Origin of the sequence: Rhodococcus sp. WS3, assembly GCF_003797085.1 — a bacterium.
Lineage (GTDB): Bacteria > Actinomycetota > Actinomycetes > Mycobacteriales > Mycobacteriaceae > Rhodococcus_F > Rhodococcus_F globerula.
The window spans coordinates 2,810,714-2,834,168 of the sequence record NZ_RKMA01000001.1 but is presented as its reverse complement, the minus strand read 5'-3'; the positions used below and the strand labels follow the sequence as shown (position 1 = coordinate 2,834,168).

The window sequence follows — 23,455 nt, the reverse complement described above, 5'->3', positions numbered from 1 at the left end:
AGTACCGACGGATTCCGTCGGGGAACAGGTATGTGCGCCAGCCTGGACAAACCAGACTGGCAGCGGACCTCGTTCCAAGTCACACTGCGCTCGGTGGACCCTATGTCACAGGTTTGGTTGTGACAAATGGATCTCAACCACCGGGCGCTTCTCCCCTGGTGCTCACGGGAGCATTTCGGGTAGGTGAATCGTCTTCGGATACATCGGCGCCGATCACGGGAGCGTTACGGGATCGCAACATGTTTTCTCCTACGGCATAGTGATCTGCATCACTTTTGGGTTTCAAGTGGCACAAGACCACATCGCTGTAGTTCGTACGCGGGCACTCGATCGAATCGATATTTTGCCAAGTCGAATGCCTGACGGAAGTTCTGTTTGAATCGCGCCCACGTCAATTCACTGCGGTAGGAGGTCAGCAACTCCTGCGTTTCCGGACAGGTCAGCGCCAGCTTCGCGTCAGCTACCCATTCCTCGTCGAGGAAGAAGGGCAGCCACGGGTGGACGTCGACCATCCCGGTGTCCGCAACCACCCAATCCGGATACAGGTTCTTGTCGTGACCGATCCGGCCGTCTTCCAGCCTCTCCGTGTGCGCGGCGAGCGGGTACGCCAGTCCCATCTGATCGAGCACACGAACGTCGAGCCCGACGTTCATGCTCGTCATACCGAGGTTCAGGAAGAAAACGACATGCTCGCCCGATTCGTCTATCGGCCCTGGCGGCGGAACGACGAACCACGCGTTGTAACTGGGAGACGGAATGAGTAGTCCACCGTCCGGGGTGTCCGCGATGGTCTCGACCATTGCTCGCATCCAGGGGTAGTCGAGGTAGTCCTCGGCTCGGATCGGATGCTCGTGACCGGTATTGAGAGCGTAGAACGCACGCTCGTCGACGATGCCCGAGCGTCCGACGATCGAGCCTTCCGGCATGCCGGTCGTATTTGCGGCGACGGCTGCCCACACGATGGTCCCCACCCACAGCACTGCGGAGACACCGAAGATCGCGGTGTCCCGGTTGCGGCCGAATGCCGTGCGCGCCGGAACCCGAAGCGGAATGACCGCCACCGGGATCAGAAGGCAGAACAACACCGGAAGCAGGACGCGGCCGTGCATGAAGTCGCCACCGACTCGAACCGAGTACACACCCAGAATCAGGCCGCTACCGAGAATGAACGTGACAACAGCGCGTGGGGTGCGCAACCACGCCTGCAACCGCACCCAGCGTGACCCTGAAACGGTCTGGGGCGCGGACGTGCGCTCGTTCCTGCCGATCGCAAGAAGTAGCAGCGCACCGACCAGTAGGAACAGCAAAGGCAACCACAGCAAGTACGGTCCGACGAGATTCCACAGATAGGCAAATCCTTGCGACCACTTTGCACCGCCTGCATCCTTCGAGACCGCGGTATTGGGGTACGGAAGCCCGTAATAACCCATGCGCCAGATCTGGTACGCCACCGGAACGAGTCCGGCGACAACCACGATCATCGCGCGGACCTTCCACGTCAAGCCTGCGGACACGACGATCATCATCAGTGCAAGAGCACCAGGGATCGCCATCTCCGGGCGCACGAGGGGCCCGAGCCCGGCAACAAAAGAGAGAATCAGAATCGACGCCGTCGACGGTACTGACGCCTGTGCCCACCGAACCATCAGCAACCACAGCAGCGCGATCCAGAAGATCACCAGGCACGTCTCGAGGCCGGACGTCGCAAAATCTCGGGCGGGCGGAACAGCAATGTAGACGAGAACGCCGGCCGGAACGAGGAAAACCGTCCCGCCGACGCCTAGTCGCAGATCGCGGTATAGGCGGGCCGTTCCGAGCATCGCCAAGACCACAGCTGCGGTCGAGAGCACCAAAGCGATTGCCAGGACGACATATTCGAGTCGGATCTGCGTCAGCCAGCCGAAGGCGTAGACGATGTACGTCCACGCGGTGCTCGTATTCGCCTCGACGCGTTCACCGGCGTTGAAGACGGGGCCGTTGCCGGCCAGCAGATTTCGCACGGTGCGCAGGACGATCAGTCCGTCGTCGGCGATCCATCGACGCTCCCACGCTCCCCAGAACGTGAGGACGGCAGCAAGCACCACCCCGCCGAGGAAAACTGCTCGGTTAGGGGTGGTGCTCGGTGCCGCGGTGTCGGCGACCTGGTCGGCTTCAGTGGCCGGCTCAGACGATGTAGACAGCGACACCCACTACTCCGATCCACGCCACTGCGAGGAATTGCAGAACCCGGTCACCGAGCGCGATTTCCTCGGGCTCACCGGCTTCGCCGCCGTCGACGTCCACGGCGTACCGCAGCACTGCGACGGTGAAGGGGACCATCGAAATGGCGTACCAGTTGGTGCCCTTGATGTCGTCCTGCTGGAAGGCCCACAGTCCGTAGCAGAGCACGAGTGCCGTCGCGGCCATCGTCCACACGAACCGCAGGTAGGTCATCGTGTAGCTCTCGAGCGACTTGCGGATCTTGGCGCCGGTACGTTCGGCCAGCTTCAGTTCTGCGTACCGCTTTCCGGCAGCCATGAAGAGCGAACCGAATGCCATCATCAGCAGGAACCACTGCGACAGTTCGATCTCGGCTGCCACGCCACCGGCTATGGCGCGCAACAGGAATCCGGACGACACGATGCAGATGTCGATGACGGCCTGGTGCTTCAAACCGAAGCAGTAGGCAAGCTGGATGACGATGTACACGGCCATCACCACGGCAAGTTGCCAGTTGGCTATGAACGAGAGAGCGATCGAACCGGACAGCAGCACCACGGCCATGCCGTACGCGATGTTGACGGGCAGAACTCCGGCCGCGATGGGGCGGAAGCGCTTGGTGGGATGCGCTCGGTCTGCCTCGACGTCCATCGCGTCGTTGACGAGGTAGATGCCGGACGCCGCCATGCAAAACACGACAAATGCCAGCGCGACGGGCAAGAGCACGTCGGCTTCGGTGGCTGTGCCTGCCGCGATGGGCGCGGCGAGCACGAGAACGTTCTTGACCCACTGGCGTGGGCGGAGCGCCTTGACGATGCCGGCGGGCAGGGACTTAGGGGGTCCGCTGACCGTGGCCGCTTCCTCGCTCATTTCTCTCCATATTTCTGTTCGGCCTTATGCACCAGCGCCGCGGATGCGGCGCCCAGTGCCGCACCGGCAAGCACGTCGGTCGGGTAATGAACTCCCAGAACCAGGCGCGAAAGCATCATCGGGGGCACCAGCAACGCCGGTAAGGGTAGCCCGGTGAGTCGACCGATCAGGAATGCCGCCGCCGTCGTCGACGTGGCGTGCGAGGACGGGAAGCTCAGCTTGCTCGGCGTCGAGACGTTGACCTGCAACGACGGGTCGGACGGGCGTTTGCGCCGCACGACACGCTTAATCACGACCGACGCGGCGTGTGCCCCGAAGGCACCGACTGCAGCGCCAGCCCATTCGCGGCGACGCGGCTTGTCGACGGCAGCGCCGACGGCAGCGATCGCGATCCAGCCGAGTGAGTGCTCACCGAAGTGCGACATTCCGCGAGCAACGGCGACGGCTCCAGGCACCTGCCCGACGGTCGACTGGATTCCGGCGAGGATCCTGACCTCAGGAGATACAGCCTCAGGAGATACCGAAGACACGTTCCCACCTTTCCGTGCTGGTCAGTGAAGGAACGGCATCCTGGTACTGCTTCTTCAGTTCGGGGAACCTGGCAGCAAGTTCGCGGCGCAACCGGGTGGCTTCCTTGAGCAGTTCGAGTGCCTGCTTGGGGTTGCGCTTGCGGTAGACGACTCCGCGGCCGTCGGCGGTGGTGACGGTGACGCCGTCCACCTGCGAGAGCAGGAACCAGCGGGCGTCGATGGTCGGCACGTTGAGCTGGGGTCGCTCGAGGTGTTCGGCCTTGGCCGGCTTCACGTTGTGAACGGCGGCCCGAAGGACTCGGGTCACCTTCGCGACGGTGGTGAGCGGCAAGCTCACGTCTCCGACGTCGGCACCTGACGGCAGTGGCAGTTCCGTCGACGACGGCAGTACGACGGCGTCGGAGAATTCCTTGCGCTGGGCGTGTACCTCGCCGAGTGCGGTCGGCAGCATGTTCGCGACGTGCTCGGGGCCGGCGAGGAAGTCGGCGATGGCCTTGTTCTGGATTGCGACGGTGGAGTACTCGAGGCACAGCAGGTGCTTGAGCGTTGCCTTCACCGTGTTGACCACGAGGCCGCGTCCGTTGCCCGGCATGTGCAGTGCGGCAACCACGAGACGGTTGCGGAGGTGGAAGTACGCCTGCCAGTCGATGGCGTCGTCCTTGTCGCTCCACGCCATGTGCCAGATCGCGGCACCCGGAAGTGTGACGGTCGGGTAGCCGGCTTTCTTTGCGCGCAAACCGTATTCGCAGTCGTCCCACTTGATGAAGAGCGGGAGTGGCTGCTTGATTTCTTCGGCGACCTGGCGCGGGATCATGCACATCCACCAGCCGTTGAAGTCGACGTCGATGCGGCGGTGCAGGAGCTTCGATTCGCGCAGCGGCTTCTTCGAGAAGTCGTGGTCGTATTCGACGTTCGGCGCTGCGGTCCACATGAAGATGCCGCGGTTGACCACTTCACCCATCACATGGAGGTGGCTGCGTTCCTGCAGGTTGAGCATCTGGCCGCCCACCAGCATCGGCGATTTCGCGAACCGCGAGAAGGACAGGGCGCGCAGGATCGAGTCGGGTTCGATCTCGATGTCGTCGTCCATGAACAGGATGTGCTGGCACGACGTGTTCTTGAGTGCCTCGTACATGATTCGGCTGTATCCGCCGGAGCCGCCGAGGTTGCCCTGATCGTGAATGGTGAGCCGATCACCAAGCGCTGCAGCAGCTTCGGCGAATCCTGGCTCGTCGCGCACCTTGCGGGTGCCCTGATCCGGCATGATGACTGCCTTGATCACGTCGGACACCAGCGGATCGGATGCCAGCGCGGCAAGTGCCTTCACGGCGTCCGTCGGGCGGTTGAACGTCGGAATACCCACGGCGACAGTCGCTTCGCCGGGAGCCTCGACGGGGGCGTACCAGCCGCCACTCTCGACAACCACGGCCGAATCGGTGGTGATGTCGAACCAGATCCAGCCACCGTCTTCGAACGGAGCAAGCTCGACGTCGAATTCCAGAGCTGCATCACCGTCGGCAAATTCTTTGCCTTCCACGTGAATTCGCGAGGAATCTGCCTTGGAACGGTAGATGTCGACGCGGCCGTGGCCGGACAGTTCCAGACGCAGGACCACCGATTTCAGGATGGACCAGCGTCGCCAGTAGCTGGCGGGGAAAGCGTTGAAGTACGTGGCAAACGAGACCTCGGTCTCGGCGCCGAGCGCTACCGACGTGCGCGAAGTCGAGTGCGCCCGCCGGCTGTTGGACCAGGACTCTTCCAAGTAGAGCGTGCGCACGTCGAGCGGTTCACCGGCGCGCGGCAGGATGATCCGCTGGAGCAGCGACTTACCGAGGTAACTCACCTCGTCCCCCGCGTCGGCGTTCTCACCCTCGAGCAGATGACGTGCGTTCATTCGCTCTCCCCTGCCAATTCCGCACCCGATTCCAGATGCGGCCGCAAGGTGTTCTCGAACATCGTCAGCGCACTGGCGATAGCCATGTGCATGTCGAGGTACTGGTAGGTACCCAGGCGGCCACCGAACAGCACCTTGTTGTCAGCGGTTTCCGCCTTGGCGCGTGAGCGGTACGCGGCGAGCTTGGCGCGATCCTCCGGCGTGTTGATCGGGTAGTACGGCTCGTCGGTCGACTCGGCGAAGCGTGAGAACTCGCGCATGATGACGGTCTTGTCGGCCGGGTACTCGCGTTCCGGGTGGAAGTGGCGGAACTCGTGGATGCGGGTGAACGGGACGTCCGCGTCGTTGTAGTTCATGACCGGGGTGCCCTGGAAGTCGCCGACTGGCAGAACTTCGGTCTCGAAGTCGAGGGTGCGCCAGCCCAGCTCACCTTCGGAGTAGTCGAAGTAGCGGTCGAGCGGGCCGGTGTAGATGACGGGTGCGTCGGGGTTGGCGCTGCGCAGCTCGTCCCGGACGTCGAAGTAGTCGGTGTCGAGACGGACCTCGATCTTCGGGTCCGTGACCATGTTCTCGAGCCACGCGGTGTAGCCGCCGACGGGCAGGCCCTCGTACGTGTCGTTGAAGTAGCGGTTGTCGAAGTTGTAGCGGACCGGCAGGCGGCTGATGTTGGCCGCGGGCAGCTCCGTGGGATCGGTCTGCCATTGCTTGGCGGTGTAGTCACGCACAAAGGCTTCGTACAGAGGGCGGCCGATCAGCGAGATCGCCTTCTCCTCGAGGTTGGAGGCGTCCTTCGCATCGATCTCGCTGGACTGTTCCGCGATGAGCGCGCGTGCCTCTTCGGGCGTGAAGTACCGCCCGAAGAACTGCGAGACGAGGCCCAATCCCATGGGGAACTGGTAGGCCTGGCCCTTGTGCAGCGCAAAGACGCGGTGCTGGTAGTTCGTGAATTCCGTGAACTGGGTGACGTAGTCCCAGACCTTCTTGTTGGAAGTGTGGAACAGATGCGCTCCGTACTTGTGGATCTCGATGCCTGTCTCCGGCTCGGGCTCGGAGTAGGCATTGCCACCCAGGTGGTGACGGCGATCCAGAACCAGCACTCGCTTACCCAACTGGGTGGCGGCGCGCTCGGCGATGGTCAGCCCGAAGAATCCCGAACCGACGACGATGAGGTCGTACTGAGCAAGGGCGGTCTCTGAATTTGCAGCGGTCACGATGAACCAGGGTATCGGACCTGATCTACCGGGGGCGTATTAGCAGTCGTGATCACACCCGCTGTGGAACCGATACCCCGGTCCGATGCGTCCAAGCACGTGGGCTGCCCGGGTGGGCAGCGGGAGGTGGGGCCCGAAGATGACACGCATAGCCGGAGCGCTGATGCTGGCGACCGTTCTGATCTCGGTGATGACCGGATGCGGTCGCAGCGTCGAAGGGACTGCGAGGGCGCAGGCGGCAACGGCCACGCTCGAACAGTCCCCGACCGCCACCACGTCGTCGCCCGAACCAGCAGCCGACGACGGTTTGTGCAACATTCCCGACGACGTCGCGACGGAGTTGAACGTCGACAAGTCCACCGGTGAGCGGTCGATGGAATCGGCTACCACGCTGCTGGACGACTGCGCGTGGCGTGGCCCGGATTTCGAGTTGCGAATCGCGAGCTACGAAGTTGTTGCGGCCCCATTTGCAGCGCGTCTTGCGCAGGAAGTCTCAGCCGACAGCAAAGAAATCACCATCGGCACACATCAGGCATTTGTTCTCACCCAATCCGAGGAGGAGTTCGAACCCGGCTGCGTGATCGTCCTGGACATGATGGACAACAGCATGGTGGTCATCAGGGAAGACGACACCTACATCAGTCGCGCCAGCATGTGTTCTCGCGTCCGTTCTGCCGCGACCACCATCGAAGACGCCCTGGAGTGAGACGGCCAGGGCGTCCTCGAAAGCTGGCGTCTACAGGCTCTTCGCGATGATTCCCTTCATCACTTCGTTGGCGCCGGCGTAGATCTTCTGTACGCGGGAGTCTTCGTACATGCGCGCGATCGGGTATTCGCGCATGTAGCCGTAGCCGCCGTAGAGCTGAACACAACGGTCGACGACGGCACACTGCTGCTCGGTGAGCCAGTACTTGACCATCGCGGCGTCGGCGCCGTCCAACTCACCGTTGAGATGATCCTCGATGCAATTGTCGAGGAACACCCGGCAGGTGCGTGCGATCGTCTGGCACTCGGCCAGTTCGAATGCTGTGTTCTGGAACTCGAAGAGGCTGTGCCCGAACGCTTGACGCGCCTTGGTGTACGCGACGGTCTCCTCGACTGCCCGCTCGATGGTGCCGATGGCCTGAGCGCCGATGATGAGGCGTTCCTGCACCAGCTGCGCCATCAGCTGACCGAAGCCGAGGCCCTCGGACTCGCCCAGGAGATTCGAGACGGGAACGCGGACGTCGGTGAAGGACAGCTCCGACGTGTCGGCTCCATGCTGGCCGACCTTGTCGAGCACGCGGCCCACCGCAAAGCCTTCGCAGTCGCGCAGATCGACGATCAAGAGCGAGACACCCTTGGCGCCGGCCTTGGGGTCCGTCTTGACGGCGAGCACGATCATGTCGGCGCTGCCACCGTTGGTGATGAAGGTCTTCGACCCGTTCACCACGTAGTGGTCACCGTCGCGGATAGCCGACGTCGTGATGGCCTTGAGGTCGGAACCTGTTCCCGGCTCGGTCATTCCGATGGCACCGAGGATTTCGCCCGTCGCCATGCCCGGCAGCCACGCCTGCTTCTGCTCTTCGTTGCCGTACTCGAGCACGTAGTGCGCGACGATGCCGCTGTGCACGGAGTTACCAAGCGCGTAGTCGCCGCAATACCCCTGCGCCTCGAAGACCGCGAGGTCGTGCGCGAAGGTTCCGCCGCCCCCGCCGTACTCCTCGGGAATGGAGCAGCACAGCAGGCCGAGCTTGCCGGCTTCGAGCCACACGGAACGGTCGACGCGATGCTGAGCGTCCCACTGCTCACGCTTGGCGATCAACTCACGATCGAAGAAACCGCGAGCCAGCTCGGCGACTGCAGTGATCTCGTCGTCGTACCACGACGGCTTGCGCTTGGTTCCCATGATCAGACTCGCTTGAGCAGGGCTGCGAGGGCCTGGCCGCCGCCGATGCACATGGTGACGATGCCGAATTCGAGGTCGCGACGGACCATGTCGCGGGCTGCGCGCAGAGTCAGGATCGCTCCGGTTGCGCCGACGGGGTGTCCGAGGGCGATGGCGCCGCCGTACGGGTTGGTCTTCTCCGGGTCGAGGCCGGCGTCACGGATAACGGCGATGGCCTGTGAGGCAAACGCCTCGTTGACCTCGGCGGTGCCGATGTCGGACGGCTTCAAACCTGTTTGTGCGAAGAGCTTTTCGAGGGCGAGCACGGGAGCGTAGCCCATCAGGCCGGGCTCCATGGCTGCCGTCGTGACGGCTTCGAGGGTGACCAGACCGGTCAGGCCGCGCTTGGCTGCCTCGGTGCCCGTCGCGAGAACGAGGGCTGCTGCGCCGTCGTTGATGCCCGACGCGTTACCGGCGGTGACGGAGCCACCCTCTTCGAATGCGGGGCGCAGCTTCGCGAGGGTTTCCATCGTGGTGCCGGGCTTGGGGTGCTCGTCCTCGGTGACGGTGACGGAGCGACGGCCACCGGTTTCGACGGCGGTGATCTCCTCGGCGAAAGCGGACTTTGCGGCGTCGGTGGCTGCGCGTCGCTGCGATTCGACGGCAAACTCGTCCTGCTGCTTGCGGCTGACGCCGTACTTACGGGCGACGGCTTCGGCGGTGCGGCCCATGTGGGCGTTGCTGAAGGGGTCGGTGAGCATCGCGACGGTGCCGTCGACGAGACCGTGATCGCCCAACTTGAAGCCGGCGCGGGCGGAGAAATCGTAGAACGGCATGCGGGACATGCTCTCGTCGCCGCCGGCGAGCGTGATGGCGGCGGCGCCCCAGCGCATCTGCATTGCTGCGGACCAGATTGCCTGCAGACCGCTGCCACAGAGGCGGTTGACGGTGTAGGCGGGAACGTTCTCGGGCAGTCCGGCTGCGATGCCGACGCGGCGCGCGTTGTAGGCGTCTGGGCCGACCTGGCCGATGCAGCCCATGACAACCTCGTCGATGTCCTCAGGTGCAACGCCGGCGCGGGTCAGCGCGGCCTTGGCAGCCGTGGCGCCGAGCTCGTGTGCGGGGACGTCCTTGAAGACGCCACCGAAGCTACCGACCGGGGTGCGAGCCCCGTCGACGATGACGATCGGTTCGGGTGTGGTCATGATTGTCCCCATCTGCTGTGCGCACGGCGCTCGAAATTCTCGGTCCGTGGCCGATACTAGGACATCTAAGTATCGCGCAGATGGGGACGTAGGCGTCAGGCCTTTGTAGTGACTGCCGCTGTTGTCGTTTCCACCGTTGGGGTTACCTCTGCCGGGGCGGCCCCGGTCTTGTTGTCGTCCGTCTTGTCGTCGTTGCGGTAGCGGTAGAGCCCGATGCCCACGAGGATCGCCGCAAGACCCAGGGACACGAACATCTGGCTACGGGTCGAGTCGAGGACGACCATGCCGATGCAGAGCGCGATGATCGCGGCAATGGTGGCGTAGGTGAGGTACGGGAAGAGCCACATCTTCAGTTCCAGTTCCTGGCCCGACGCTTCGAGCTTGCGACGAGTTCGCAACTGGGACACGGAGATAACGAGCCACACGAAGAGCGCGATCGCGCCGGAGGAGTTCACGAGGAACAGGAACACCTTGTCCGGGGACAGGTAGTTCATGCCAACCGTCAGGAATCCGACGATGGTCGAGACCAGCACGGCGCGCATCGGGACGCCGGTCTTCTCGATGCGGGAGAGCGACTTCGGAGCGTCGCCACGTCCGGCGAGGGAGAAGATCATGCGGCTTGCGGTGTACAGGCCGGAGTTCAGGCAGGACAGGACGGAGGTGAGAACAACGACGTCCATGATGTTGCCCGCGGCCGGGATGCCGTACGAGTCCATGACGGCGACGTACGGGCTGAGCGCGACAGATGCACTGTCCCACGGCAGCAGGGTGACGACAACGGCGATCGAGCCGATGTAGAAGATGAGGATTCGCCACACGACGGATTTGACGGCTGCACGAACAGCTTCCAGCGGGTTGGCCGATTCACCGGCGGCAATGGTGGCGATTTCGGCTCCGAAGAACGAGAACACCACCACAAGGACTGCGGCGAGCATGGCTCCCGTGCCGTTGGGCAGGAATCCGCCGTGGCCGGTCAGGTTGGTCATGCCTGGTGCTTCGACGCCTGGCATCCATCCACAGATCGCGACGACACCCATGCCGAGGAACGCGATGATGGCAACAACTTTGATGGACGCGAACCAGAACTCGAACTCACCGAACGACTTGACCGAGATGATGTTGGTCAAGGTCAGCACGATCATCAGAATCAGTGCCCAGGTCCATTGCGGAACACCCGGTACCCATCGGTTCATGATGAGAGCGCCTGCGGTGGCCTCGATTCCGAGGACGATGATCCAGAACCACGCGTACAGCCAGCCGATGGAGAAGCCGGCCCAGCGGCCGATGGCCTTGTCTGCGTACGAGGAGAACGACCCGGTTTCCGGGGACGCTGCCGACATCTCACCGAGCATGCGCATCACGAGGATGACGACGACGCCGGCAAGTGCGTAGGAAATCAGGACGCCGGGGCCCGTTTCCTGGATCGCCACGCCGGAGCCGACAAACAGTCCGGCCCCGATGACGCCTGCGATCGCGATCATCGACAGGTGCCGCTTCTTCAGCGTGTGCTGAAGCGCGGGTTGGTCCGTACTGGACATCGAAACTCCTTGTGGGATTCTCCGGTGGGATTTTGGTGGCGCTTTTTGGCTAGCGCCAGTGTCGGACCTCGAACCCCCTCGCGACAGGCTCCACTTTGTACAAACGTGACCGCAGGCACTACATAGTGGCGCGAACAAGGTGCCAGACTGAACCCATGCCCATCACCCTGCGCCAGCTCTGCGCGACCGAACAGTTCGGCCTGCGAGTACTGGCCGGGCAAGATCAGCTCGACCGCACCCTGACCTGGGCACATGTCTCCGAACTCCCCGACCCGACGCCCTTCCTCGACGGCGGCGAATTACTCCTCATCACCGGGGTGTCACTACCCATGACGGCCGCGGGAACAACCCGATTCGTGCGGACCCTGGTGGGGGTCGGAATTGCCGGAATCGGTTTCGGAACTGGCCTCGGATACGAGGAAGTACCGCAGGCTCTCGTGGATGCGGCCACGCGTTTCAACGTGCCTCTTCTCGACGTCCCACTGCGAACGCCGTTCATCGCACTGACAAAAGCAGTGTCCCGGGCGCAGTCCGAGGACGACATGAAAGCCCTGCGCAACAACTATCAGAGCGTGCGGCGACTCCTCCAAGCCGCTGTGACGGTCAACGGGACGCGAGCCGTTGTGCGCCGGGTCGCGGAGTTGATCGGCGGATGGGCGGCACTGCTGGACTCGGCCGGCCACACTGTCGAGATATCGCACACCGCCGCAGCCGCGGGAATCGAGCGCACCGCCCCCGAGCGTGAGGCCCGTCCGATGGAGGTCAGCTTTGTCACGAGCGAGAACGAGGACGTCATCTCCCATCCCCTGACAACGTCGCGGGGAAAGCTGATGGGATACCTCGTCGCCGGCTGCCCCGGCGCCGTCGGGTCACTGAATCAGGGCATCGTGATCACCGCCGCTTCCCTTCTCACGTTGATGACGGCCCGCACGCGAGATGCACAACTGACGATGAATCACTTACGCACGGTGGCGATGCATCAGCTCTTCGAGGGCCAGAATACGCTCGCGCGCAACATCTCCGGAGAGCTGTGGGGCGGATTTCCGATTGAACCCTTTCAGGTCTTCCACGTCGCGGGCTCCGTCGGCCTACTCGAGAGCGTGTCCGTCTCATTGCTCGACGGCCTGAGTCGCGATCTGGCATTCGGCATCACCGACGGCGCGCTCATCGCCGTCGTCTCGGCCACGGACAGCGAACGAATCCTCGGTCGTATCAAAGGTATCGACGTAACAGTCGGCGTGTCGGACATGTTGTGGTGGGACGATCTCTCACGCGCCAGAAGGCAGGCCGCGCAGGCGGCAGCCGAGGCAAGTGCCCGCAACCTGCCGTCGATGCGTTTTGCGGAACTCTCCGAAAGTGGATTGTCGGCGTTTCTCGATCCCGATCGGTCGACGGCTTTTGCGGCGGCCCATCTTCGACCGCTACTCGAAGCAAAGGGTGGCAGCGACCTCTACCGGACCTTGGCCATGTGGCTGGCTCACAACGGCGTGGGAGACGCTGCTGCCACTGCACTGAATATTCATCGACATACGTTGCGCAGCAGGCTCGCTCGCATCGAGAGCCTGCTCCAACTCGATCTCAGTTCCCCTACCGAACGGGCCGAACTGTGGCTCGAATATCGACTACTCGGCGACGCGCCCACCATCTGATCTCCGGGCCGTAAACGACCTGTCGGGCCTGCACCGGATTGCGGCGAGGCCCGACAGAATCGTTTTTGTGCGAGGTAAATATCGACCGATCTTCCCCTAGCTCATATCCGTCGGTATCCACTCGCGGAGCACGTTGGCATCAACTACCTGCGCACCCAAAATCTCGGTCCAGATGATGGTTCCATTTTCGAAGACGCGGAAGGTGCCTGCCTCGGAGGGCAATTGCATCTCCGGGCCGACCGGAGCGCCGAGAGTGCCGGTGGCGCCACCGAACTCTCGATACTTTGCCTCGATCTGCGTCTCGACAACCGTACCGGACGAATCACCAATTTGCGAATTTAGTTCTGGCGCTACAGTTTCCGATACCGGACTCTCTACCACACCAGCGCCGTCACCGATAGTGAACCAGTCGGATTTCAGCCCCAATTTCATCCTCGCCTGCATTCCGGTGACACCGACGGTTGCCTTTGTTCCGACAACTTCGAGAGCCGTGACGCGGCCGCCGTCGACGCCGAGGCCGTTTCGGGAGAGAACTTTCAGTGACGTCAATTCACCGACCCCGAAGGCCTCCGCGATCTCGCCGGCGGAAAACATCTGCGTCCAGTCGTGATTGGGCGAGATGGTGTCACCTTCGTCTGCCACAGCCGGGAATGCTCCACCTGAGCTGTAACCGCCTGTGGACGAAGAGAATTCGGTTGCCACGATGTCGCCGTCGCGTGAGAGAACTGCGCCGGTTGTACTGCGCACGGCCTCGGTGGTTCGTGGATCTTCCTTGCCTGCGCCGCCGTAGACCTGGCAGTCCTGCGTGTCGCAGGTGTCGGCGTAAGAGCTGCGATGCTCGACTGCGGCATACGACCGCGCGGCGACGGCCTGGGCCCGCAGTGCTTCTGCCCCACCGGAATCGGCCCAATCGGCCTTCGCCTCTACCGGCACAACTCCGAGTAGGTAGTCCTCCATGTCGAGCAGGTTGACTGTGCGCGCCGCTCCGTTGTCGAGCACAACACCAAGCGCGCCGCGATACGGGGCGTTGTCGTCGCACATCGTCAAGAATTGGTCGGCAGGCCGGTCCGGGGACAGATCTACCGGATCCACCCACGGATGGTTTGTAACCGCTTCCCAGACGACCCCGCCGCCGCAGCCGCTGGTGACGACGACGCTGGCGCCGCCGCCCGGAAGCGCGGTCAGGTGGGCGGCTTCACCGGGTGCGGTGCGCTGCCCGTTCACGACCATGCCTGCGGCGGAGTACACGTCGAGCGTTTCGTCGTCGCGGGCCGTCAGCCGAACGCTCATCTGAGCGGGCGGCATGGAGTCGAGAACAGTGCCGCCGTAGTAGTGGCTGAGAATTCGCTCGCCGGACCAACCCTGGTTTTTGGCGTAGCCGTAAGCGCCCCATTGCCCCATTCCGCGGCCGTGGCCGTTGCCATGGCCGGAGAGAGTGAATTGGGCATCGGCGGACACGACGGGCATAACCGACGGCTCGTCCTGGTAAAGAGTTCCGATACCTCCGACGGCAATTCCGAGTGCCAGAGCGGGAATCAATCCCAGCACGGAGATACGCATCACGGAACGGCGTCGACCGGGTCCACTCACCAGGAAACGGCGTCTTACAGGCTTTTTACCTGCGGTTCCGCTTCGCTCGTTCTTCGCCATCCACGCTCTCCTCATCGCCACCGGACTCACGGGGTTGCGAAGTCGGTTCTCCGCACGTGGTCCAGTCCACAACGATTTGGCTAAAGTCTCACCCTAAGGTTGAGCGTTATGGACTCTTGTGACTAGTGTGGCAAGAGTGCCTGGACTTAGCAACACCAGTCACACGAGTCACATCCGCATCACGAGTTGCAGACATATGCGACCGAAAGATGGAGTTGATCCGCGCAACATGGCCTCCGACCTGCTCGGATCCGGTTCCGGCCGATTCTGTTCGAGGCCGTTACCGGCCCTGAAATTCGCTCGTAAGTAACTACAACCGAGGAGTCATCCCTTGCCACACCGTCGACCGAAGCCCTCATTCGTACTTGGGGCCGTAGCCGCACTGGCTGTCGCAAGTCCTTTTGCGGTATACGGCCTCACCAACGACACGCCTGACGTCCGCTCGGCAAACGAGACGTCGTCCGTGGCGGTGCCCACCCAGATCTCGCAGGTTCTGCTCGCGTCGGTTCCCGACATCGTCATTCCGCTCAAGGAACTGACGGGGCTCGATCTGCCCGACATCAACCTCGGCGATCTCAAGGCACTGATCCCCACCGACATCGCGCTGCCTCCCGGAATCACGATTCCGACGGAGCTTCTGCCGGCACCGGCCGATCCAGCTGCGCCGACGGAAACGCCTGTTCAGGACGAGGAATTCCCCGGCGCTGTGGTTAAGCAACTCACTCGCGACGCCCCGTTCAGCATGGTCGCGTTGACCTCGGACACCGTCGACTCGGCGCAGTCCAAGATCCGCGCGCTGTCCGAGGACGGCATCTGGGGCCCGTGGTTCTCCCCCGATGCCATCGACGCCGAACAGGCGACGAACACTCTCTCCGCCACCGAACCCCTCTACGTCGGGCTCACCAAGGCCATCCAGATTCTGACGCCGCGCGACGCACCGGCAACCGATGCAGCACCCGCGCCCGCTTCATCGGCGCCGGCAGAGGTAGCGCCCACCACCGAGGCCGCTCCGGCTCCCGAGGGCGAACTCGGTTACACCCCGGCATCGGTGTCGAAGCCGCTTCGCCAGGTCGAGACCACCGCTGACGAGGTCACGGCCGTCCTTATCGATCCGGGCACCAGCCCGTCGGACGACAATCTGCAGGCAGTAGCCGCACCGTTCTCCACCGGCGGTCCCGCAGTGATCACTCGCTCGCAGTGGGGTGCGGACGAAGGCCTGCGTTGCGACGGCCCGACGTACGACGACGGCCTCGGCGGTGCCACCGTGCACCACACCGCGGGTGTCAACAACTACACGAAGGCCGAGTCGGCTGGGATCGTCCGCTCGATCTACGCCTACCACGCACAGACCCTGGGCTGGTGCGACGTCGGATACAACGTGCTCGTCGACAAGTACGGTCAGATCTTCGAAGGCCGCGCAGGCGGTCTGGACAAGCCCGTCCAGGGTGCACATGCCGGTGGTTTCAACGAGAACACCGTCGGTATCGCGATGATGGGTGACTACTCCACCGTTCAGCCGTCGTCGGCGATGCTGAATTCGGTTGGTCAGTTCCTCGGATGGCGGCTCAAGTTGGCCGGTCTCAATCCGATGGGCCGCACCACGATGTACTCCGAAGGCACGCCGTACACGCCGTACCCGCAGGGTGCTGCAGTCGATTTGCCGATCATCTTCGCTCACCGTGACGTCGGAAGCACCGCCTGCCCGGGCGATGCCGCGTACGCCCGCATGGGTGAAATCCGCCAGATCGCAGCCAATGCGGCTAGCGGAGTAACGGCGCCGGCCAACCCCGTCACGCCTCCCGTGCAGAAGCCCAACACTCCGGCTGACACCGTTGCCGGCGGCACCGGGTCTTCCGTGACGGACCTCGTCAACCAGGTTCTGAAGTTGACCGACGATTCACCGCTCGCACAGAAGTGGATCGCCGAAGGTGGCGACCTCGGCCGTCTCGGTGAGGCGATCACCGGGGAACTGCAGGCCAAGTTCGGCAATCTGGGAGCGTTGTTCCAGAACGGCGCTATCTACACCTCCCCCAACGGAGGCGTGTACACCGTGGTCGGCGAGATCTTCAAGGCATGGCAGAGCTACGGATCGGATCTGGGTTCCCTCGGACTCCCCATCTCGGACGAGTACTCGATTCCGGACGGATTCCGTAGCGACTTCGAGAACGGCGCCCTGATCTTCAACCAGATCACCGGTGTAGTCACACAGATTCTCAATGCCGTGGGATAACTCCCGTGGGAAGTCCTCGAGCGCTGGTGGGTTTTACGACCACCAGCGCTCGAGGACTTTTGCGACCCCGTGCTGTGAATTGGTCTCGGTAACCTCGTCTGCTGCGGCTTTTGCCTCAGGGTGAGCGTTACCCATCGCGACGCCCAGATTCGCCATCGCGAGCATCGGAATGTCGTTGGGCATATCGCCGAACGCCACCAGTCCGGACAGGTCGAACCCGAACTGATTCGCCGCAGCCACAAGGCCCGACGCCTTCGTGATGCCGGGAGCCGAGAGTTCGATCAGCCCGTTCTCAGTCGAGTACGTCATGTCCGCCAGCGACCCGACGTGCGGGGCCAGAGCGTCGTACATTGCGGTGCTTGTCATTCCCGGCCGACGGATCAGCAGTTTCACGGCCGGCACCGCCAGAACATCGTCCTCGGACATCTCCGTGTTGTCGGGGTTGAGCCACGCATGTTCGTAGTCCGGAGAGCTGACAAATTGTGGGGTAGCCGCGTCGTGGGCGCTCTCCCCCACTCGTTCCGCTGCCAGGCCGGCAGCGGGAAGCACGCTGAGCGCCAGTCCGGAAAGTTCGATCAGTGCCTCCACCGACAAGGTTGCGGCGCTGAGCACGCGGTCTGCGTAACTGTCGTAGACAACAGCGCCGTTGGCGCAGACCGCCAGAGGTGCATATCCCAGGCTTTCGACGACCGGCGAAATCCAGCGCGGCGGACGACCAGTTGCCAGCAGGAACGGTGTTCCCGATTCCACGACGGCATGAATCACCTCGCGGGTGCGAGCGCTGACCAACTCGTCCTCGTTGATCAAAGTGCCGTCGACATCTGTCGCGACAAGTGTTGGACGGGCTGGGTTGGTCGGACGCTCTGGGCTCACCCCGCCATTGTGCCTGTGAGGTACGACGGTCTCGCTCGCTGTCCGAGATTATTGATACATCGAGAGGTGGGGCATATGAGCCGATAGGAACCCTCCGCGTAAGCGATCAGCGGTGGAAGCTGCTGCCTATCAGGCGACCAAGCATGCGCGGGTGATCACGGATGCGAATCTGTTGCGGGGTTGACTGTCGAATCGGAACCCTCGACGGGAGTCGATTTTGCGTTCCCCGACCCTGATCTCATAAAGGACCTGTTCGACTGACCGACCCTGGATACGGCTCCGATTCTCTCGATTGGAGTCACATTCGCCGCGGCCGTGCGGTTGCCTGCCGGTATCGGTCGATCGGTGCGGCGCTTACGACGTCGGTGCGGGCGACGAAAGCGACTGTTGGGGGATTCGCCGTCGCGTTCGGTCAATGCGACCATGACGACCGAATCGGTGGGCACGAATCCGAGCAATGTCGGGATCGCTGCCAGTACGTCGGTCGCGGTGGTCAAACGGATGTGCTGCATGGGGTTCCCCTTGCTGTGAAAGTGGCTGGGCCTCGTGCCCCGCCAATTTTTTTTTCGCCTTCTGGCAAAGGAGAATCGCGTCGGCATGAGGGGCCGGAGTGCAACTTCTGGGCCGGGAAAATTTCTCTGGGAGCGCAGCGAGTGTCTTTGAGAAAATTTGTCGGAGCCATCGGCCGGCGCAGCCACCAGGGGTTGCGCGCAGGTCACCGCCGACGAGAATCGGAAGGTCAGAAGGAGAAACAAATCAATGCTTTTTCAGAGCGGAGCGCAGCGGAGTTCATTTCGGGGGACACCGCAGGTGGCCGGATTGCGGAAGAGAGCGGCAGGACCCGGCTGATTGAAGGTGACTTTAGAACGCCGAACGTGGTCGACTTAGAGTGTTGACACTCGCCCACAACAGCCGGCGATAGGTTGTCGGTGGCTTGTGGCAGATTGAGACATGTAACTCAGAGTCACTCGGCGGTTCATGTCTCTGAACTGGGCATTTACGTTCTGGCGATCTAGTGATGGCTGTGATGGATCTGCGCTTGGGGGTTCCCAAACGAGCCAGATTCCCGGATAGTGGTCTTTGTTGTTAGAGTCTGCGGACAGGTTAGGCACAAGACAGCGGACAGGGTAACCAGTTCGTTCGTAGGCCATCCTGCTCGTTGAAAAATGAAAAACAGGCGATCCCCAGGTGTTAGCGCACCCAGGAACCGCCTGCGACTTCGACCTTTAGGTGATCCGACGCTGCGAAACGAAAGCGATCATCCGTAAGGCAACAGCCGCCATCTTGGTGCAAAGCATCAAGGTGGCATTGCTGTTTGTAGCGGCACAAAATGCGTGCACCGCGCTGAGCACGCATGACGCCTGGATCAACATTACGATCGCAGGACTGTCACGCTGAGACTCTGGTGAGTCTCGTTCCGAGTTGGCTTTGATAGCTCGGTCCTCCTTCTCTTCGCCGTCCCCCAAGTGTTGGGTTTCGACTCAGTTCAGGGTGGACTGCGGCTCCACGATCGAGAAGGGGCCCGGAAGCTCCTCAAGCCTTCACTCGTCACCGATCGACCGACTGCCGGAGTTCGCTAAAGATGCTCCGCGTTACGGTCTCTCAGTGCTCAAGACACTACAGCTAGTGGCCGACAGAATCACATAACCGAAGATGTTGTGAGTCACATAGATGAAATTCCCAGGTCGACCCAGCTCAGCACCCATAACTTCGGGCGAGCCTTACGTCGCGTCGGCGTGCGGTACGTCACAGGTTTCAAGCTAGGTCAGTGAGTGCGCGACTCACGGAGGATCGGCCTACTCCGAGAGTTAATGCGATCGCGTCCAAGCTCTTGCCTCGACCTCGTAGTGTCCGGGCAACCTCGATCTTGTCCGGCGTCATGACGGTGGGGCGTCCTCCGAAACGGCCTTGTCTACGCGCGGCCTCGAGCCCGGCTTGGGTTCGCTCGATGATCATGCTGCGTTCCATCTGGGCTAGTGCAGACATGATGTGGAAGAGGAATTCGCCGCCGGGGGTGGTGGTGTCGAAGCCTTCGGTGAGGGATCGGAATGCAATGCCTCGTTCTCCGAGCGCGTGGACGGTGTTGATGACGTTCCGGTGGCTGCGGCCTAGTCGGTCGATCTTCTAGACAACGAGGATGTCGTCTTCATGGTCGCGGAGGTATCTCAAGCATTCGGTGAGTTGTGGTCGTTCGGCTTTGGCGCCGGATTCATAGTCGGTGAAGATCTTCTTTGTCCCGGCCTCACGAAGTGCGTGCTCTTGAAGTTCAGGGTTTTGATCGGTCGTCGAGACTCGGGCATATCCGGCGATGCTCATGGTGGGGGCCCTTGTGGGATCTCGTTGTCGGGGTCAGTCAGCGTTGCATCGTTGCGCGTCTGAGCGCCCCTGTGGAACGTCGATCGTGCCGAGGGCCTACCGAAGGTCGGCGGCAGCCTGTTCGTTCGCCTGTGGCGGTGCCGATGCTAATTGATGGGCCGAAAACGGCTACTTTCGGGGTTTCGGACCATTTGGTTTCGGTCATGAGTTTCGGTCGACGATTCCCCATGGTCGGGTATTCGTTGCAAAATCGGCCGATTCGTCGACCTGATACGAACGATTGCGGTCGAAGCATCTAAGCAATCGCTGGATAGTGGATTCATCGACACTGACCATTCCGCGGCGTGACACGCCGTATGTTGCGAGACTGTCTGCCCTATAGGGTGATGCCCCCGACCTGAACCAGATTGGGGGCATCCTTCACTCGGGAGAGAATCGCTCATCTCACGAGGAAGCGTCATACTGCCATACGTGACCGGTTGAATGCCATGGCATCTGGTGGACAGTGCTCCCAGCCAGTACTTCTGATGGTGCAGCAGCTCGTTGCGAGCACTCCATTACGTGCGCGCCTGGTCAATCACCGAGCTACAAGTCCTGACGAATCCGATGTTGTTGTCTACGCTGGGTAAATGCAAGTGGACGGTATCGACGACCACCTCATCGAGGATGCAGGAGAATTGGTGCTCGATTCTCTCGACGTCCTCCTCGAACGTGTAGCCAGCCGACCGGAATTCGCACCCAAAGCGGGCTCACCAAAATGGCTCAGCGAATGGAATGACCGCGATTCCGATGCGGGACGTGCCCGCGCCCGTCAACACTTGCTCCTCAGAATTGCTCTTGCTGCTGCCGCTCACATCACCCCACGCACGGACATCGAGCTAGCCCGACAGATGGGCATCCCCCAGGACGTGATCGAACGTGCACAAGGAGTGCGCCCTCGGTCACGGAAACGTAAGAGCCGAAACATATCCGATGGATCCCCCGTGCAACCTGCACTGTGGTGAGGCTCGATCAAAAGCACCACGACCACCCGAAACTCCGATGGAGGATGCCCGCTCGAGGCAATCTTGTCTGCCCATAGCTGCCGCGCCACCGCTGCGCGCCGGCTTGCCAACGGATATGCAATCGACAGTCCCAGCGACCGAGTTCCCATCGCCCTCAATACCGTCGAGAACTCCTGGCACTCGCAACAATTCGACATTGATTCTCGACACGGGTTCTCGACAAACTCGACCTGCACAATCGCCGCGGCCGACTAGATGCCGAATATCGATCCATTCTCGACAGAAGGTGCTTTTCTCTCGACCCCACACGCTTCAGTCAATGACGGCCGACCTGCAACGAATCGATATCGGGCCTGTCTCCACTCCGGGCTGCTGGCCCAAAGGTGCCGCTCTCAGCTGGATGCCCAAATCACTCGCGCCATTTGCGGCGGGACCGTGATGTCGTAGCGGCATGCGGCATGCGATGTTGTACGGGATCTAAACAGATTGAGTGCCGACCTATACGACCAACTGGCTGGACTTCGTCACTTGTTGACCACCAGTTTTGGTCGAGCTGTTGGTATCGCTGGAATGATTCGGTCTTGCGCGATCGCTTCAGCCTGGGACCTGATCGCGATGAGTACATGCCACAGACGGACGCCCAGATGAAGGAGCATCGCGATCACGCAAGCACTCGCCAGTCGACCGATGAGGGGGTTGGTGGTGAACAGGATCATCGCAATTAGAAGGCCACTGCACGTCAACGATGTCGCAGCCGATGACAGCACGATTCGGAACGAACGGTAGGCCCGCTCTACGGGGTCCGGGCCAACCGCCGGGCGATCCGAGGCTGTCGCGTCCTTGACTCGGTTGAAGGTCAGCGTCACAAGAGCGAACGTCGTTGCAGTGATCATGGTGGCACCTGGCAGAAGCGCCGACGCCGAGATAATCGCGCCGAAACCGAAGGCGAAGACCGCAGCAGCAAGAGGGAGGGCGTACAGAACAAGCAGCGCTACGGCACGTAGGTCTCCCTGACTGTCACGCACCAGCCCGTACGTTGCCGATGCCAACAACCTTCGCATCCGGTTGATCAGACGCACCAGCATCTTTCACCTCCCTCAGGGTCTCAAGATGGGCTGGACCCCAGTCGCCAGTATCCCATTTAGACTTTAGGGTGATGCCGCCTTCGCGAGCGAGATCAATTACGTGGAGCTTGCACTCCGTGGCAAACGTGATCTCGTTGACGCGGACACCTTGTAGTCCTTCGATCACATAGCTCTCGAAGGGCTCGTGCGCCCCGCTGAACCGGACCGTCTTCTGCCGGCCGTCCTCGAGTAGTACTCGTGCAGTGATTTCGATGATCTCCTTCCGAAGCTTCACCTCGAAGCCGTCGCCGAGATCGTCGGTGTCATCGGCAAGATCCATCTCAACGATTCCCGTGGAAGACTTCGTAACCGTGCAGGCTCGACGCAGCAGCCTCAGCCACATCCCTGTTGCTGCTCCAGTTGGAGGCTCATAGAGATCAGTGATCGACGAGAGCGCATCGCGTGGAATGCCACGCTCCGATTCCTTGCCCGGGTCCTTGGAGGGGGCCCGATGTGAAACTTGGACGGCGAGAACCCGGTTCTCTTCAAGTGCATTCTCGATCTCGCGCCATAGAGAAGTGCTTCGAAGCTGCGAGAGGACGAGCTTGAACTGAGGGTGCTTCTTTCTGAAGAACCGACATAGTTCGGTGCGCCACTCGGATGGCAGGGAGTCTCCACTTTCGCGCTCGACGAGGATCCATCCGAACTCGGCGTTCTCCGGTATCGCTGCGTAGACATGAAACGAAGACCACTCGACACCGTCTGCTGTGCGCTTGCGCGCCGCATCACCCTTGGTGAGCTTGATGTCCCGCTCTTTGCCTGACTCTCCGGCCTGCATCACCCAGCGAAGTATTCGACCCTCCGTTTTCACACTCGAAGGCTGGCCGAAGTGCATGAAGTCACGTTCAACCAATTCGTTAGTCGGAAGCTGGTTCAGGAAGGCAAACAGGGTGTGGAGCAGGTCCGCGCTTCGTCCGTCGAAGTTCGACAGCAGCGGCACTTCCGTAGACGAGTGCTTGTATTGAAGATTCCGCTCAATTCGTACAGAGAACGGAACGATGATCGTCCGCGACTCGCTGCGCCGAGGCATCGCCAACCAACTTCCTTAATAGTCGAGGCCATGCCAGGACTGACAAGAAGAGGACTGCGTGCTTCATGGTTAGCGAGGGCGATCAGGCCCTCCGTCAGAATGGGTCCGTCCAGACTGATCTGAGGCACTGCAGGAGTCCGCTCTGGTAGTGCCTCGGCGTGTCCAGACCGATCGTTTCGGTCTGTGCTGCAGCCTATATGCCCCTACTGACCGTATTTGCCAAAAGCCAATTTCTGGCGGCAGTCAGTGCATGGGCGACACATCA

General features: G+C 62.0%; 17 protein-coding genes and 1 pseudogene. 4 read left to right on the top strand and 14 right to left on the bottom strand.

The features are described 5' to 3' along the window. Positions 1–269: 269 nt before the first annotated feature. From zomB to glf, 5 genes are read right to left on the bottom strand one after another with little or no spacing between them, the layout of a single operon-like run. Positions 270–2,186: a flagellar motor control protein ZomB gene (gene zomB, locus EEB13_RS12855; RefSeq protein ID WP_141485404.1), complete on the bottom strand. Its 1,917-nt coding sequence runs from the start codon at positions 2,184–2,186 to the stop codon at positions 270–272. Beyond that, positions 2,164–3,069 carry a decaprenyl-phosphate phosphoribosyltransferase gene (locus EEB13_RS12850; protein ID WP_092805591.1) on the bottom strand — a complete coding sequence of 302 codons (906 nt, stop codon included), beginning with the start codon at positions 3,067–3,069 and terminating at the stop codon, positions 2,164–2,166. Before EEB13_RS12850 ends, zomB begins: the two co-directional genes overlap by 23 nt. Further along, on the bottom strand, positions 3,066–3,599 hold the full coding sequence (locus tag EEB13_RS12845) for a phosphatase PAP2 family protein (RefSeq protein WP_141485403.1): 534 nt from the start codon (positions 3,597–3,599) through the stop codon (positions 3,066–3,068). Before EEB13_RS12845 ends, EEB13_RS12850 begins: the two co-directional genes overlap by 4 nt. Continuing rightward, a complete protein-coding gene (locus EEB13_RS12840; protein ID WP_033235163.1) occupies positions 3,580–5,493 on the bottom strand; it encodes a glycosyltransferase in 1,914 nt (637 codons plus the stop codon). The genes EEB13_RS12845 and EEB13_RS12840 overlap by 20 nt, the downstream gene beginning before the upstream one ends. Beyond that, positions 5,490–6,704: a UDP-galactopyranose mutase gene (gene glf / locus EEB13_RS12835; RefSeq protein ID WP_045066334.1), complete on the bottom strand. Its 1,215-nt coding sequence runs from the start codon at positions 6,702–6,704 to the stop codon at positions 5,490–5,492. Before glf ends, EEB13_RS12840 begins: the two co-directional genes overlap by 4 nt. A gap of 139 nt (positions 6,705–6,843) precedes the next feature. On the opposite strand from glf, the gene EEB13_RS12830 reads away from it, so the two are divergent. Next, positions 6,844–7,410 carry a DUF3558 family protein gene (locus EEB13_RS12830; RefSeq protein ID WP_187328541.1) on the top strand — a complete coding sequence of 189 codons (567 nt, stop codon included), beginning with the start codon at positions 6,844–6,846 and terminating at the stop codon, positions 7,408–7,410. A 30-nt stretch (positions 7,411–7,440) separates the two neighbouring features. On the opposite strand, the gene EEB13_RS12825 is transcribed toward EEB13_RS12830, so the two are convergent. The 3 genes from EEB13_RS12825 to EEB13_RS12815 form a co-directional block, all read right to left on the bottom strand. Further along, complete coding sequence (locus EEB13_RS12825) at positions 7,441–8,592, bottom strand: acyl-CoA dehydrogenase family protein (RefSeq protein WP_033235166.1); 1,152 nt, start codon at positions 8,590–8,592, stop codon at positions 7,441–7,443. 2 nt (positions 8,593–8,594) lie between these two features. Continuing rightward, the gene (locus EEB13_RS12820; RefSeq protein ID WP_141485401.1) at positions 8,595–9,776 is read right to left on the bottom strand and encodes a thiolase family protein; all 1,182 of its coding nucleotides are present in this window, start codon (positions 9,774–9,776) and stop codon (positions 8,595–8,597) included. 95 nt (positions 9,777–9,871) lie between these two features. Next, on the bottom strand, positions 9,872–11,314 hold the full coding sequence (locus EEB13_RS12815) for an amino acid permease (RefSeq protein WP_092805585.1): 1,443 nt from the start codon (positions 11,312–11,314) through the stop codon (positions 9,872–9,874). A 155-nt stretch (positions 11,315–11,469) separates the two neighbouring features. Between EEB13_RS12815 and EEB13_RS12810 the strand changes: the two genes are divergently transcribed. Further along, positions 11,470–12,963, top strand: coding sequence for a PucR family transcriptional regulator (locus tag EEB13_RS12810; protein ID WP_141485400.1), 1,494 nt, complete (start codon positions 11,470–11,472; stop codon positions 12,961–12,963). 96 nt (positions 12,964–13,059) lie between these two features. Here the strand turns inward: EEB13_RS12810 and EEB13_RS12805 are convergent, their stop codons facing one another. After that, on the bottom strand, positions 13,060–14,613 hold the full coding sequence (locus EEB13_RS12805; RefSeq protein ID WP_141485399.1) for a SpoIID/LytB domain-containing protein: 1,554 nt from the start codon (positions 14,611–14,613) through the stop codon (positions 13,060–13,062). Between the two features lie 331 nt (positions 14,614–14,944). Between EEB13_RS12805 and EEB13_RS12800 the strand changes: the two genes are divergently transcribed. Further along, entirely contained in the window at positions 14,945–16,843 is a 1,899-nt protein-coding gene (locus tag EEB13_RS12800) for an N-acetylmuramoyl-L-alanine amidase (protein WP_141485398.1), read from the top strand. A 33-nt stretch (positions 16,844–16,876) separates the two neighbouring features. Here EEB13_RS12800 and EEB13_RS12795 read toward each other — a convergent pair whose 3' ends face one another. From EEB13_RS12795 to EEB13_RS12785, 3 genes and pseudogenes are all read right to left on the bottom strand, one after another. Continuing rightward, on the bottom strand, positions 16,877–17,716 hold the full coding sequence (locus EEB13_RS12795; protein ID WP_095887641.1) for an HAD family hydrolase: 840 nt from the start codon (positions 17,714–17,716) through the stop codon (positions 16,877–16,879). A gap of 155 nt (positions 17,717–17,871) precedes the next feature. After that, positions 17,872–18,228: a DUF4192 family protein gene (locus tag EEB13_RS12790; protein WP_141485397.1), complete on the bottom strand. Its 357-nt coding sequence runs from the start codon at positions 18,226–18,228 to the stop codon at positions 17,872–17,874. A 1,243-nt stretch (positions 18,229–19,471) separates the two neighbouring features. Next, positions 19,472–20,032: pseudogene (locus tag EEB13_RS12785) on the bottom strand (recombinase family protein). A gap of 629 nt (positions 20,033–20,661) precedes the next feature. Here EEB13_RS12785 and EEB13_RS12780 point away from each other — a divergent pair. Further along, the gene (locus tag EEB13_RS12780) at positions 20,662–21,036 is read left to right on the top strand and encodes a hypothetical protein (protein WP_141485396.1); all 375 of its coding nucleotides are present in this window, start codon (positions 20,662–20,664) and stop codon (positions 21,034–21,036) included. A gap of 524 nt (positions 21,037–21,560) precedes the next feature. Here EEB13_RS12780 and EEB13_RS12775 read toward each other — a convergent pair. Further along, the gene (locus EEB13_RS12775) at positions 21,561–22,061 is read right to left on the bottom strand and encodes a hypothetical protein (RefSeq protein ID WP_141485395.1); all 501 of its coding nucleotides are present in this window, start codon (positions 22,059–22,061) and stop codon (positions 21,561–21,563) included. After that, positions 22,054–23,190, bottom strand: coding sequence for a hypothetical protein (locus EEB13_RS12770; RefSeq protein ID WP_141485394.1), 1,137 nt, complete (start codon positions 23,188–23,190; stop codon positions 22,054–22,056). The genes EEB13_RS12775 and EEB13_RS12770 overlap by 8 nt, the downstream gene beginning before the upstream one ends. Positions 23,191–23,455 lie beyond the last annotated feature (265 nt).